The sequence below is a fragment of the Periweissella cryptocerci genome (genome assembly GCF_004358325.1).
GTDB lineage: Bacteria > Bacillota > Bacilli > Lactobacillales > Lactobacillaceae > Periweissella > Periweissella cryptocerci.
In genome coordinates, this window is record NZ_CP037940.1 from 1,417,239 (window position 1) to 1,432,477 (window position 15,239).

Annotated in this window: 9 protein-coding genes; 1 reads left to right on the forward strand and 8 read right to left on the reverse strand. The window is 42.0% G+C overall.

Annotated elements, in window-relative coordinates; translation table 11 throughout:
• Positions 1 to 60: 60 nt before the first annotated feature.
• The 7 genes from EQG49_RS06465 to purR all read right to left on the reverse strand — a co-directional run bounded on the left by EQG49_RS06465 (position 61) and on the right by purR (position 11,720).
• Entirely contained in the window at positions 61 to 1,128 is a 1,068-nt protein-coding gene (locus EQG49_RS06465) for a BMP family lipoprotein (protein WP_133363204.1), read from the reverse strand.
• A gap of 319 nt (positions 1,129 to 1,447) precedes the next feature.
• Positions 1,448 to 3,985 carry a 5'-nucleotidase C-terminal domain-containing protein gene (locus tag EQG49_RS06470; RefSeq protein ID WP_133363205.1) on the reverse strand — a complete coding sequence of 846 codons (2,538 nt, stop codon included), beginning with the start codon at positions 3,983 to 3,985 and terminating at the stop codon, positions 1,448 to 1,450.
• Between the two features lie 878 nt (positions 3,986 to 4,863).
• Positions 4,864 to 6,003, reverse strand: a complete 1,140-nt coding sequence (locus EQG49_RS06475) for a vitamin B12 independent methionine synthase (protein ID WP_133363206.1) — start codon at positions 6,001 to 6,003, stop codon at positions 4,864 to 4,866.
• A gap of 547 nt (positions 6,004 to 6,550) precedes the next feature.
• Positions 6,551 to 7,753 (reverse strand): ATP-binding protein, encoded by a 1,203-nt coding sequence (locus EQG49_RS06480; RefSeq protein WP_133363207.1) that lies wholly within the window; start codon positions 7,751 to 7,753, stop codon positions 6,551 to 6,553.
• 205 nt (positions 7,754 to 7,958) lie between these two features.
• Positions 7,959 to 8,978: a tryptophan--tRNA ligase gene (gene trpS, locus EQG49_RS06485; RefSeq protein ID WP_133363208.1), complete on the reverse strand. Its 1,020-nt coding sequence runs from the start codon at positions 8,976 to 8,978 to the stop codon at positions 7,959 to 7,961.
• Positions 8,978 to 10,372 (reverse strand): bifunctional UDP-N-acetylglucosamine diphosphorylase/glucosamine-1-phosphate N-acetyltransferase GlmU, encoded by a 1,395-nt coding sequence (glmU, locus tag EQG49_RS06490; RefSeq protein WP_133363209.1) that lies wholly within the window; start codon positions 10,370 to 10,372, stop codon positions 8,978 to 8,980. Before glmU ends, trpS begins: the two co-directional genes overlap by 1 nt.
• Positions 10,373 to 10,892: 520 nt before the next feature.
• On the reverse strand, positions 10,893 to 11,720 hold the full coding sequence (purR, locus tag EQG49_RS06495) for a pur operon repressor (RefSeq protein WP_133363210.1): 828 nt from the start codon (positions 11,718 to 11,720) through the stop codon (positions 10,893 to 10,895).
• A gap of 459 nt (positions 11,721 to 12,179) precedes the next feature.
• On the opposite strand from purR, the gene EQG49_RS06500 reads away from it, so the two are divergent.
• Positions 12,180 to 13,490 (forward strand): NCS2 family permease, encoded by a 1,311-nt coding sequence (locus EQG49_RS06500; RefSeq protein ID WP_133363211.1) that lies wholly within the window; start codon positions 12,180 to 12,182, stop codon positions 13,488 to 13,490.
• Positions 13,491 to 13,580: 90 nt separating this feature from the next.
• Here EQG49_RS06500 and EQG49_RS06505 read toward each other — a convergent pair whose 3' ends face one another.
• On the reverse strand, positions 13,581 to 14,909 hold the full coding sequence (locus tag EQG49_RS06505; protein WP_341472814.1) for a dihydrolipoyl dehydrogenase family protein: 1,329 nt from the start codon (positions 14,907 to 14,909) through the stop codon (positions 13,581 to 13,583).
• Between the last annotated feature and the right edge of the window lie 330 nt (positions 14,910 to 15,239).

A 15,239-nucleotide genomic window follows, 5' to 3' on the forward strand; every position in this document is an offset into this window, starting at 1 on the left:
ATGGCCGACAAACCACTACAGGTTTATCGACCATCGTATAATTTATTTAATTAACTAAGCTTACTTAGCTGGGTGAACCGGAACTTTGATGTCACCAGCAATAATCTTCTTAGCGGCTGCTTGTGTTGCAGCATAAGTCTTATCATCCATTGAGTCCTTGGCAAGTGAAACACCCTTGTCGCTCAAACCGAATGAGATAATCTTGCCACCAGGGAACTTACCATCTTGGGCGTCCTTAGCAACGTCACCAACTGCTTGGCCAACTTCCTTCAATGCAGATGCTAAAGTGAAGTTTGACTTAACACCCTTTGAATCAGTGTAATCACCGTCAGCTTTTTGGTCACGGTCAACACCGATAACCCAAACTTTGTCAGCAGCGGGCTTCTTTTCGTTCAAAGCCTTGGCTTCAGCGAAGACACCATTACCAGTTGCACCAGCAGCTTGGTAGATAATGTCAGCGCCGTTAGCGTACATTGCAGCGGCGATTGTCTTACCCTTAGCAGCATCGGCGAAACTGTTAGCGTATTGTACGTCAACCTTGATCTTAGGGTTAACTGAAGTTACACCAGCTTGGAAACCAGCTTGGAATGTGTCAATAACGTCACCCTTGATACCACCGACAAAACCAATCTTGTTCGTCTTAGTCGTCTTGGCAGCAGCCACACCAGCTAAGTATGAAGATTGTTCTGAGTGGAATGTGATTGAAGCAACATTCTTCATACCAGGAACGACATCATCAACAATTGCGTAGTTTGTCTTTGGGTTTTGTGCAGCAGCGTCTTTAACTGCTTGTTCCAATGAGAAACCAATGGCGAAGATGGTGTTGTACTTAGCTTGCACAGCTTGTTGCAAGTTTGGCGTGTAATCAGATTCAGATGAAGATTGGAAGTAGTTGTAACCGTTAACTCCCTTGCTCATACCATTATCTTTACCGTACTTTTCTAAACCTTCCCATGCTGATTGGTTAAATGAGTGATCATCAATACCACCATTATCAGTAACCAAGGCAACGGACTTCATATCTGACTTAGATGATGAACCCTTTGATGAATTGTTACCACAACCTGCAAGTGTTACAAGTACAGCTGCGGTGGCTGCCACAACTAAAAGTGAGCGTAAGTGCTTCATGAGATATCCTAGCCTCCATGTGTGTAGGGAATGTAAAATTGCATTTCTTTCAATAAAAGTACTATACCAGATAAACGAACTATTGAAAAGGGTATATTTTAATCGTTCGTCTTTTTCTTCATATTCAATTAATAAACGTGCAAACTTCGCATAACCTTCATACAAGTCACAACTTTCACGAACGTTCAGTGATGACGGGTGATAAAACCTTTTACTAAATACATAAGAAAAAAGGTATCACATCCATTAGAATGCAATACCTTTTTACATCATTATTTGCGTCTTATAATTCAGGTCCAAAAAATATCCGAACGTTGAATTATGCCACTTTTTTCACGAGGGTCTTTTTGGCAGTTGAGTTTGAAGCGACCAACTTAATTTTAGTCCCCTTTTTCAACTTTTTGTGGAGCTTAATTGTAAATTTACCGTTAGTTTTTGAAGCTTTCGCAGAACCAAGCTTCTTACCTGTCTTAGCATCATAAAGCTTGATTGTTGCCTTCTTAGTTGCTGTTCCGGTAACCTTGGTTGTTTTGTGTGATGCCTTAACAGCCTTCAACACAACCGCCTTCTTGGTAACTTTCTTAGTCGCAGTGTTAGCTTTCTTAACCGCTGCATTCGCAGTTGCCAATTGAGCTTGTACCTTAGCTAACGTTGCTGCATCAGCTTTTTTAGTGGCCGCTAATACTGCTGCTGCCGCATCTAACTTAGCTTGTGCGTCTTTGGCTGCTTTATCTGCTGCCACCGTTGCTGCCGCTAATTTTGATTGGGCATCCGCATTTGCTTGTTTGGCAGCGTCTAAATCGGCTTGTAATGAAGCAATTTGGAGTGAAAGTGCAGCAGCGCCGTTCGCATCCAAAATCCGACCAGCAGTTGGTGCAGTAAAGTCTTTACCACTTGTAGCCATATCTGAGAAGTAAGTACTAAAGAAATCAGTATCTACGCCAACACTTTCAACAAGCTGAGTACCCTTGAAGCCACTGTAACCATCACCACCACCCCAAAGGAAGTCGTTGATTGCTACGTTATAAGTCTTGTTTTCATCAAGCTTTTGACCAGCATTGGTGTAAATATCCTTCACCGCCGTCACTTGCTTACCGTTGGTATCAAGACCACCAGCAACCACTGACTTAGCAAATTCAGCCGTATCAACAGTGTATTTAAGGCCCGCAAATTGTAAGTTCCGGTTTTCAGCCTTGAAGTTTTGGTTCAAGACTTGGCGAATTTGGGCACCGGTCATTTCAACAACATCGACAATGTTACCAAATGGTTGCACGGCAGCAACTGCACCATAAGTGATGTAGCCAGCCGCGTTAGTTTGTAAATCAAGTCGCACACCACCAATGTTCGTCATGGCAAAATCAACTTTTTTAGCACTACCTTGGGCAGCCAATACCTTGTTAGATTGCGCCAATTGACCATCTGCAACAATATCACCAACGACAGATTCACCCAAGCTGTTTTGTGCTTTGGAAATTGTTTGACCATCCGCTACGTGGACTAATTGACGGTTAACCGTGTTAGCGACGCGACTTTCAGCATCTGTCACAATTCCCTTAACTTTGTTAGCTGACGCTGAAAGGTATGAACCATCAGCCGCTGTTAATGAAGGGTCATCAGTGGCATTCAAGACTGGGTAAACATTCGCCGTCGCATTGTTATCGAAGTCCTGTGTCTTAGGGTCAATGTACCCAACGAAATCATCAAATGCCTTTGATTGGTTCAAAGCTTGAACAACGTGGGTTTCATTACCATTTGCACTCTTAATAATTCCGTTTGCATATTCGTGTGAGTGACCAGCCACATATAAGTCCACTGAATTATCAGGATCTTGCTTGTTCAACTTGTTCATGATATCGACAGTGTCTTCTTGTGGTACAAACTTACCGCTCGCATCCTTAGTCATACCCAATGCGGTGTGTCCCATAACTACAATCGCTTTTACACCTTGCGCTTGTAGTTCAGCAGAGTATTTCGCAATTGTATCTGCTGGGTCGAGGTAGTTGAAAGAACCATAGTTAGCTACAAGGGTTAAGTTAGGCATGTCAGTTGTCAAAATACCGATAAAACCGACCTTGGCAGTTGTGCCATCTGCGTTCTTAACTTCCTTGATTGTGTAAGGCTTCCAACCAAATGGAATTGCATCCTTGGCACCAAATTCAGCGCTAGCTTCCTTGTTAGTCACGTTGGCAATAACCACATCAGCACCTAAGCCAGTTTGGTTATAGTCAGCAATCAAATCATTATTTTGTGTTGCGCTTGCTGGATTACCAGCAGTCGCAATCCGGTTAAATTCGCCGAGTCCTTCATCAAATTCGTGGTTACCAAGCGTCGCAATTTGGATGCCCATCGCATTAGCAATATTTACCGATGGTTCATCTTGCAAGAAAGCTGAGCTAGCAGGTGATGCACCAACCAAATCCCCTGCTTCGACACGAATCGAGTTCGTTGTAGCAGCATTAGGGTGCGCTGCCGCAAAACCACTGCTTGCTTTATCAAGATAAGCCGCCAAACGTGGGGCAGTTCCAGTGTTACTGTACTTAGTACCCGCGTTGCCAGCAAGAATATCGGCCGCGTTTGGAATTGTTGCTGAGTTACCGCTAACATTCAAAGCACCGTGAAAATCATTAAAGCCCAAGATTTGTACGGGAATGTCATCGCTATACTTAGCTGGATCCAATGGTGCATATTGTGGACCTGCCGTTTGAACCTTGGCATCTGATGTTGGAACTAGCTTGTCCGCTGCTGGCGCTAAATCGCTACCAGTAGAAGATGAATCTGCGAAACTGGCAATTGGTGTTGCTGAAAGAAGTAAAGATGCAACTGCCACGCTACGAAGAATGTTCGAAAATAACCGCATAATATGTGAAGCCTCCTTTGTTTATGTTAGGAATATAGCATATAACCCGAACATTGTACAACACCCAACTTTCACAAAAAGTCAAACAAAACGACTCAAATATTACAAAATCCGTTATTTCTTAGGCATTTCATCAACTTTTATGAGATTTACAAAACTTAAACATTCACAAAACCTTTACACCCATAGTTCGTGTTTTACACAATCTAATTAATTCTAAATACTAACCGCAACTCACGTGGTACGCCACGGCAGAAGCAGCATGGTGTAGATTTGATTTCCAAATGCTCCATTAGCAAGTGATGATATTCAAACTAATGAAGTGCCTAATGAAATTATTTTTCGGCGGGGCGGACACCGAGAATGGGAAGTGATTCATCACTTCGCTCAAGCGAAATGGTCGTGCTTATGTAATACAAAAAACTTCGCCATTCTCTTCAGGCGAAGTTCTTTGACTCGATTTATTCTAGCGTAGGATTGTCGTTTCTGTACTTTTCAATCATCGAATTACTAAGCTTCTGACCCTCAGCACTTTTCTATACTACTGCGGCCTATGGTTGGTAACTATTTTTCGCTAGTTTGAACATTATTCCTAACTAACGGAGTGACTGTAAATTACTTGGCGGTCGCAGACTTTACACCGCGACTGGGGTGATATGTGTGCAGCACATGTCGCCGCTGAGGGTGAGCTGAGGCTTCTTAGGAATTTATTCCTTAGAAGCCCAGCTTACCCGAATTTGCCAAAACCGCACTTCAGCTTGGCAATGTGCTTCCAGCGTGGTGCGCCAAGTAATTTACTGGCACGCAGTGGCCAAGTTTATTCAATCCTACGTCAGACGGAATAGATCCAGTTCTTTCTGCGTAGCATATCAATATCGTTAATCTTCCCACACTTCTTTAGCAATCAAGCGTGCTAAATCAAGTTTGGCCCATTGCTCACCATCCGTGAGTTTGTTGCCCTCTTCGGTTGAGGCAAACCCACATTGGGTAGATAATGCTAAATTACTTAGTGGCACATAGTTTGTCGCTTCGGCAATGCGCGCCTTCACTAAGTGGCGTCCTTCAAGTTCAGGGAATTTTGAAGTAATTAAGCCTAGCACAATTTTTACATTTTCACGGTTGTTCCAAATCGTGGCAATTGGTGCTAAATCGCCGGAACGATCGTTATCGTATTCCAAGAAGAAACCGTCATAGTTCAGTTCGCTCAAGTAATGCGCCACCACTTCATAACCACCTTCAAACAAGAACGTTGATTGGAAATTCCCCCGACAAATGTGTGTCGTAATCGTTAAATCATCAGGTAAGTCCGCAATTGCCTGGTTGATTACACGGATTGAATCTTGAGCAATTTTTTCAAATGGCGCCCGTGCTTCAGCATCATCCTTGAATTCATTCAACTTCGTAATCAAGTATGCCCAAGTCGTATCATCAAATTGAATGTAGCGGGCACCTAATTCATAGAAATGTAGCACTGTATCGTGGTACGTTTTTGCTAAATCATCCAAGTATTCATCCCAAGTTGCATAAAATTCCAGGGCACGGTCTGACCGATTGTCACGGAATAACAAACTTGGTGAGGGAATCGTTTGCTTAGCTTCTGAGCCGGCCGGCAAAATTGATTGTAAATAGCTGAACGCTGCATAGAATGGGTGATCAGGATTTTCGCTCACCTTACCCGTAATTTGCACATTATCGGTTCGCGTGTGTTCGCCATGGAACTTGTAACTTGCTTCATAGTCATACTTATCAACGTTAGTTAAATTCCACAAAAAGTCGAGGTGCCACCACGAACGTGAGAATTCACCATCCGTCACTGCGTGCAAGCCATGCTCATGTTGAAGTTCAACAATCTTCTTTACTTCAGCTTGTTGAATCGTCAAAAATTCAGCATCCGTGATTTCACCAGCACGATGGCGTGTCAGAGCATCCTTCAAAGCATCGGTTCGTAAAAGTGAACCGACTTGGTCAAAATCATAAGGTTTAGTTAATGTCGTAGTTTTTGTCAAAGTTTCTGCCATGATAATTATCCTCAGTTTTCTGTTTGGGTTAGTAATTAAATTATTTTATATTCTGTTAACCGCCCGAGCCAAAATAAATTTCACCATTCTGTGGCACCAAAGCAGTTATGATTACTGTAAATTTTTCCGTGTTCTAACAAATGTTTCACGTGAAACGCTAGATAATGTCTTGAGTTTTTCCATAAAAAGCAAAAAAACTCGCCCTAAACTAATGTATCGCTACAAAAGTCTAGGACGAGTTTCCCCGTGTTACCACCTATCTTCGTTATCACCTTAAGTGACAACCTCAACAACTACTTATCGTCCTCTAGAAAAACGATGCATAGTTGGCGGTATGATAACGGACCGGACCGGATTACTTGCTTGCACTTGTAATCAAACTCAAGGCTCATCTTCGTTAGCTTTTCGAATCTGCCCTTTCACCAACCGACAGTCGCTTGAAATCTACTACGCTAATTACTCTTCCTCGTTAAATGTTCATTAGAATCTACTCACAATATACTCATTATTTTTTAAGGTGTCAATGGTTTTTCACTATTTGTTTGAATTATTCGCTTAAAAGCCATTCTTTTATCGGCAAAACGTTAACTCCCTCAACTGATCTCGTACCATTATCGACACCAACAATTAACGTTTTAAGATAATTATCTGGAATCTCAAGCAAATTTTCAATTTCCCGATTACTATCGCGTGGTATTTCATAAGTTACCTGATAATATTCCTTATTACCATTTTTGGATGCAACAAAATCGATTTCCTTGCCATTAATCTCGCCAAATTTCACTTTATATCCTCGGCGTTTCAACTCAATAAACACTAGGTTTTCAAGCTGATTACCTAAATTAGTTCCCTGCGATTCGATTTGCGAATGCCACAAGCCATTATCAACTGTGTAGTATTTTGAATTGGCACGTAGTCGCTCACTACCTCGAATATTGGCATGTTCAACTGTGTAAAATAAATATGCTTGGTCCATCTTTGCCATGTAATTTTTCAACGTTTCTGAGTTAATGTTAAAACCAACATCTTTCAAACGATTTTTAATTTTGTTTAAATTAACTTCACTTGTAATTGAATCCATTAGTAATAATGCCAAAGTATCTAGAATTTCCTGATTACCTTTTGGAATTCGTAATGATATATCACGTAGTAAAATACTGTCGTAGATGCTACTCAACTCTTGTAGTTTTGAGTCATCGGGCGCCGTTTGACCAACCACACTTGGCATACCACCCAAATACATATAGTCAGCAAACGCTTGGTTAATTGCTGTCTGATCATGTATTTCTATTTTTTTCAACTCCACGTATTCTTTAAATGAAAATGGATACACCTCAATTTGCACGTAGCGTCCAGATAACAAAGTTGCCATTTCACCAGACAAAATTGACGCATTTGAGCCAGTTACATAGATGTCAGCATCAAAATCTACTCGTAAACTGTTAATAATCGCTTCCCATTCCTGAACTAGCTGGATTTCATCAAAAAAATAATACGTTTTTTCATTCTTTGCTGAATTCTCTGCTAGAAAACCGTAAAACAAATCTGGATTATTTAAATATTTTCGGTTCGTAAATGATTCAAAATTCAGATATATCACGTTCGGGTTATCGTATTCAGTTTTTATTACTTCACGAATTTGTTCCAGCAAAACTGATTTACCAGAACGGCGCACGCCAGTAATAATTTTAATAAATTCATTTCCAATTAACGGCTTAACTACTTTCATATATCGTTCACGCGCAATCATCTTAACACCCCCAAATTATTTTAACTTTATTATATCTCAAAAAGCATACAAATTTGTACTATTTCTCCTATATTTCACCAAAAACATACGCCAGTGTATGTTTTTGGTGAAATTAACGTAAAAGCATACATTCGCGTATCAAAAAAAGATGCAAAACTCCGCATCAATAGCTGGGTTTTACATCCTTTTGCATGTTATTTATCTGTTAGAACTTACCGAAGTAGTCCACACCCATTGCGTGGCGAACTTCTTGAACGGTTTGAGTAGCAACGGCGTTCGCTTTTTCAGAACCTTCCTTCAACATATTCATCACAAAGTCCATGTTTTGGGCGTATTCGTTCCGACGTTCGCGAACTGGTGCCAATTTGCCTTCGAGGACATCAATCAAGTAACGCTTGATTTTCATATCACCGAGACCACCGTGTTGGTATTGTGCCTTAAGTTCAGCGACCTTTTCCTTATCGTCATCGAAGATATCAAGGTAAGTGAAGACCATATTGCCTTCAACGTGACCAGGATCATCAATGTTGATGTGTTCAGGATCCGTGAACATTGACTTAACTTTCTTAGCCAATGTGTCTGAATCATCGCTCAAGTAAATGGCATTGTTTAATGATTTAGACATCTTAACCCCGTCAAGACCAGGAATCCGGCCCATCCCCTTAGGTGGGAAGTAGCCTTCTGGTTCAACCAAAACTTCACCATAGATATTGTTAAATGAACGCACGATTTCACGCGCTTGTTCCAACATTGGTTCTTGGTCATCCCCAACTGGCACAACCGAGGCCTTAAAGGCTGTGATGTCAGCTGCTTGTGACACTGGGTAAATCAAGAAACCGGCTGGAATACTTTCACCAAAGTTTTTTTGTTGGATTTCAGTTTTTACCGTTGGGTTGCGTTGCAAACGTCCCAATGATACTAAGTTTAAGTAGTATTCAGTCAATTCTGACAAAGCAGGAATTTGTGATTGCACAAAAATCGTTGACTTAGCTGGATCAAGGCCGACAGCTAGGTAATCCAAGGCAACTTCCGTCAATGAACGGCGAATTTTTTCAGGGTCACGTGCATTATCCGTCAAAGCTTGCTTGTCGGCAATCATGATGAAGTTTTCGTATTCACCAGAGTTTTGCAAATTAACCCGGTTTTGGAGTGAGCCTACCCAGTGACCAATGTGGAGCTTACCAGTTGGGCGATCACCTGTTAAAATGATTTTCTTATCAGTCATTATTTATTTTCCTCAGCTTCTTTATGACCTTGTGCAGTCCGATTGTAGAAGTTTTCTTTCGTAGTTTGGCGGGCACGTGCAATTCCCAATCCTTCAGCAGGAATGTCATCGGTAATCGTTGAACCAGCTGCAGTCATGGCCTTAGCACCGATGTTAACTGGCGCAACAATTTTACTGTTTGAACCAATAAAGGCGTGGTCACCAATCGTGGTGTGGAACTTGTTAACACCATCGTAGTTTACAAAAATCGTACCAGCACCGATGTTGATGTCTTCACCAAGGTCAGCATCGCCAACATAAGTTAAGTGGCCAACTTTTGTGCCTTTACCGAGGGTGGCTTTCTTAACTTCAACAAAGTTACCGATGTGGACGTTTTCGCCAACATCACTCTTTGGCCGTAAGTGCGCAAATGGCCCAGCGTTTGAGCCTTGGTGCATGATTGAGTCTTCGATTTGTGATGAAGTAATCGTCACGTTGTCTTCGATTGTTGAATCAATAATTGTTGAGCCAGCAGTAATCACCACATCGCTCCCAATTACTGAGTTTCCTTTAATGAAAACGTTTGGTTCAATTGTCGTGTCATTCCCAATCACTACGTCTGATTCAATGTATGTCGTCAATGGATCAATCAAAGTCACCCCATTGCGCATGTGCTTTTCATTGATACGCTTACGCATCACTGCATTCGCGGTTGCCAAGGCCACACGGTCATTAACACCCATACTTTCATCGAAATCATCCATTTGGTAGGCGCCGACAACATGGCCTTCACCCTTCAAAATTTCAAGTGTATCAGGCAAGTAGTATTCACCTTGTGCGTTATCATTCGTCACTTCAGCTAAAGATTGGAACAATAATTGGTTATCAAACACATAAACCCCAGTGTTGATTTCCGTCACCGCTTGTTCAGCTGCGTTGGCATCTTTTTGTTCGACAATCTTATCGACGTTACCATCACCACCACGGATAATTCGACCATAACCTGATGGATCTGGTGCTTTTGAAGTTAAAACGGTAACGGCATTGCCCTTCGCTTCGTGGTCAGCGTACAATTTGTTGAACGTTTCTGCTGTGAATAATGGTGAATCACCACTAACAATCAACGTTGTCCCAACGGCATCACCAATCAAAGGTTCTGCTTGTTGGACGGCATGACCCGTTCCAAGTTGTTCAGCTTGGAGCGCATATTGTGTTCGGTCGCCAAGCAAATTTTTCACCGCATCGGCACCATGACCAACAACGGTCACAACGTTATCAACACCTGCTTTTTCAATTTGCGTCAAAACATGATCAACCATTGCCTTACCAGCAACCGGCTGGAGCACCTTATAAAGCTTTGATTTCATTCGCGAACCCATACCGGCCGCTAAAATAATTGCATTCCGTGTCATAATTAGTCCCTACTCTTAAATATTTTTATATTTTCGCTACTTAATAGTAAAAAAGCGCTATCCGCTTATTATTTTACCGCAAATGACGCGCTAATAGCTTATTTTTACCCGAATTGTTAATATTTCGACAAATTAGATAGTATTGGTCAAAATTTTTCTAGCGTGAAATTTAGGTATGTGTCTCAGATTGATTCCCACTACGAGGCTGGAAACAGTCTGGACACCGTGATGGAAGACAAGCATTTGAAGCTTGGCTCGCTGACGCGGTAACCATCTTCACAAATCCATAATCAGTAACGAAACCCGTTACTGATTATGCCATCACGGTGCGAGCTAAAGTCCAGCCTGTTTCCAACCTCTTCGTTAGTTTGAGCAGGCAATCTGACTAGTAATATGCCATAATATTTCAACGTTGAGCACTCTGGCCAAATAAAAACGGACACCGCAACTAGCTGCGATGTCCATCTTTGCTATTAATTAAAAAATTGGCTTACATCAAATAAGGGCCTAACCCGGCTACTAATTATTCACCAAAAATTTCCGTTTCGTAGTTACCAGGCGCAACAGTAATACCTTCACCATCGGAAGTTAATGTATCAACTTGAATCAATGATGTGTATTTCGTAACCACACGTTCGCTAACGAGGCCTTCAGCGAAGACTGCCGCACCAACGACAGTTCCTTCAAATTCACCAACAAGGCTCATCATCCCCTTGATAGTTCCACCAGCCTTCATAAAGTCATCGACAACCAACACACTTGAGCCGGTTGGCAATGAACGGCGTGACAATTCCATTTTTTCAACGCGTTTTGATGAACCCGTCAAATAGTTAACTGACATCGTTGGCCCTTCAGTGATTTTTGAATCATTCCGGACAATCACAAAAGGCACGTTCAATTCTTCAGCCACAGCTTGGGCGACTGGTACACCCTTCGTTGCGGCAGTCATAACGGCATCAATATTATCGTTCAAGTATTGAGTCGCAATCAAACGGCCAACGCGACGCAAAATTTCGGGACGGCCGAGTAAATCTGACAAGAAGACGTAGCCACCAGGTAAAACCCGGGTACCGTCACTAACTTCTTCAACTAATTCGTCAATAAATTCAGCGGCATCTTCGCGGGTCATGTATGGTGTAAATCGCGCACCACCGGCAGCTCCAGGTAAAGTTTCCAATAATCCAATTCCGCGTTCTTGGAAAGTCCGCTTCAAAATCGTTAAATCTTCGGAAATTGATGACTTGGCAGAATCATAGCGTTCAGCAAAGTGGGTCAAAGAAACCAATTTGCGTGGTCGTTCTAATAAGTAGTTAGTCATATCGACTAAACGGTCGGCACGGCGTATTTTCATAAATATTTTCCTCGTAATTGTATTGGACTTAGAAGCTCAAATGGCTCCTCGTAATTGTATTGATTTTGGCAGTCTAGTGACGCCGGATAATTTTATTGTTCAAATTCTTAACATTAATTTTTTGACATTAATCACCATTAATTATAGCACGAACGTTCGGATATGGTTGAATTTTAGCACATTTTGCTAAATAATTTTACATTTGTTATTTTTTTATAATTCTCCGCCATAATTTTAGTTAATCTCGAACTTTAAAACATCTTTTTATTTCTTTGTTCGCCTTTTAGTTGGATATCTCCTTCAAATCATGCTAAGATATCAGTATTCATTAATTGTGTATCTAGTTATTCATACTGTATTTCTGTTAATTGAGTTACCGGTACACACTAACGCATTAGCATTTATCAACGACATTAACTAGTAACATTTATCAAAATCAACTATAGAGGTATTGAAATCATGGAAAGCATTAACCGTTATTTCCAAATCAAAGAATCAGGTTCCACGATCCATCGCGAGTTCATCGCTGGCTTAACGACCTTCTTCTCAATGGCGTACATTCTCTTCGTTAACCCGCAAGTTTTAGGGGCTGCCCACATGGATGCCGGTGCGGTCTTCACAGCAACTGCAATCGCCACTGCCTTTGGAACATTAGTCATGGGGATTTTTGCTAAATATCCCATCGCGATTGCTCCTGGTCTTGGGGTGAATGCCTTCTTCGCTTACTCAGTTGTTATCGGGATGAAAGTTCCTTGGCAAACGGCAATGGCCGGCGTGTTCGTCGCATCCGTTATTTTCTTAATTTTGACATTTTTCCACGTGCGTGAACTCGTTATCAACGCGATTCCACGTGAAATGAAATTAGCAATCGCCGCCGGGATTGGTTTGTTCATCGCCTTTATCGGCTTACACGAAGGTGGCTTGGTTGTCGCTAACGCTGATACCGTCGTTGCCCTTGGTTCATTAACCGTCCCAACGACTTGGTTAACAATTTTTGGTCTATTAGTTTCATTTATTCTCTTAATCAAACGGGTGCCAGCCGCTATCTTTATCGGCATGGTTTTAACTTCAATCGTCGGTCTTGTAACTGGTTTGATTAAAGCACCCCACGCTATTGTCTCATTGGCACCAAGCTTGAAGCCAACGTTTGGCCAAGCGTTGTTCCACATTGGTGACATTAACACCGTTCAACTCGGTATCGTTGTTTTAACCTTCTTATTAGTAACGTTCTTCGATACTGCTGGGACTTTGGTCGGATTGGCTGAACAAGCAGGCTTCGTGAACGAAAAAGGTGAAATGCCCCGTGTCGGTCGTGCCTTGTTCGCTGATTCATCATCAATGTTAGTTGGTTCAATCTTAGGTACCTCACCAACTTCAGCTTACATCGAATCATCAGCCGGAATCGCCGTTGGTGGTCGGACTGGCTTGGCTTCTGTTTTCACTGGGATTATGTTCTTACTCTCAATGCTCTTCTCACCACTCTTGGCGGTTGTGACTTCTCAAGTTACTGCCCCTGCCCTAATTGTGGTTGGTGTCTTGATGGCTTCAAGCTTAGCTGGGATTAACTGGCACAAGTTAGAAATCGCCATTCCTGCTTTCTTGATTGTCATCGGGATGCCTTTGACTTACTCAATCTCAGATGGGATTGCTTTAGGTTTAGTTGCTTACCCAATCACGATGTTAGCAGCCAAGCGCGGTAAAGAAATCAATGTTGTTATGTGGGTCTTGGCGGTCATCTTCTTAATTTTCTTCTACGTCTTGAACCGTTAATCTCACACTATCAAATACACTTAAATATACAAAAACAGCGATTGTAACTTTTAAATGTTACAATCGCTATTTTTAAATTCATATATCCATTTAAAGGCGTGTTACCGCGCGATGTGCAACGCTAGGGAAGATGTAAATCAACCGTTCGACTTGTTCAGCTGTTAACCCTAATTCAATATATGGTGCCAACGCATTAATCGTGTCCGGAGCATCATCGCTCAAATCAACGACCCCAATTAAGCGATGTTCAGCATTAAATACTAACGTCAATTCACCACTAGTTTGGTTACCAACTTGGTGATACCAGTCAGTCACATGCGTGAATTTTTGTTGATAATACCCATTCTCTGGTGTCATCTCGGCTGGTGAAACGCCTACTTGGGCTAACCGTGGTGATGTGAAAACCGTCGTTGGAATGACCGGATAATCAATCGGTGCGCTTGTTTGACCTGTCAATAATTTAGCTAGATACTGTGATTCATAGGCCGCGACTGGTGTGATTTTTGGCTGCCGTTTACCGACCACATCCCCAGTTGCATAGACACCTGGTACATTCGTTTGCATGTATTCATCAACGACAATCCCATGTTGATTAGTCGTAACCCCAATTGTTTCCAAACCAAAGCCGGCAACCGTTGCCACACGGCCAGTCGCATCAACGACATAATCCGTGCGCATATTCAGGTCTTTTTCACTCATGATTACCAAGCCATCTGCATCTTGGGTCACCCCAGCAATTGTTTGGTTATAGAAAAAACGGACACCGCGGGCACTCAAGTCCGCCACTAGTTGTTTAACATATGGTTGATAAAACCCCTTCAGCACTTGCGTACCACGCACAATAATATCAACTTGGGCACCTAAAGCATTCGCAATCGTTGCAAATTCCAGCGCCACGAACCCACCACCCAGAAAGCTGATATGCTTAGGCATCGTTGCTAAATCTAAAAAATCTGAACTATCATGTAGGAATTCACTTCCGGGAATATCCAACCGATGTGAGTGTTGCCCAGTGGCGATAACCAATTTGTCGGTGGTATACGTATCGGCACCAACCGTGACTGTACGCTGGTCGACGATTGTTGCGGTTCCATGAATCGTTGTAACATTATTTTTAACTAATTTGTTTTCATTGTTATATGATTGGCTGTCGATGATTTCATGCTTATGCGCCATCATATCCGCCCAATTCAACGCTGGGACTTCATTGAAACCGCGGCCAACTAATTGTTGCACTTGGCGTTGTAGTTCTACTGGTCGGTCGAGAATAATTTTCGCATTGCACCCATAATTCGAGCACACGCCACCAAATCGATCTTGTTCAATCACGCCAACTTTCAGACCGGCTTGACTCATCGGGATCGCCCCGTTCCAAGCTGCTTGCCCACTACCAATAAATAATACGTCAAAATCCATCATTATCGCCCCCTTCATAAAACGTCTTTTCATTATTTTAATACACCAATATCGTTTTTGTCCGGTTTAGCTGCTTATTTTACCGCATTTAGATAAATCCCAATTATCAAAAAAGCGCGACATTAATTGCCTCGCTCCGAAATTAATCAATATTCAAAATATGATATCGTCAAATGCAAAATTACCGGTGAATGCTTGTGTTGCTAGTTACCTATTAAAGTTGTAGCTGACCATACTACTTCACCGTTAATCCTCATTTTCAATTCAGTTGCATTAAGTTCCATCACCGGTACGTATTTCGCCAAGTCGCCCGCCATGGTACTAATGGACTTG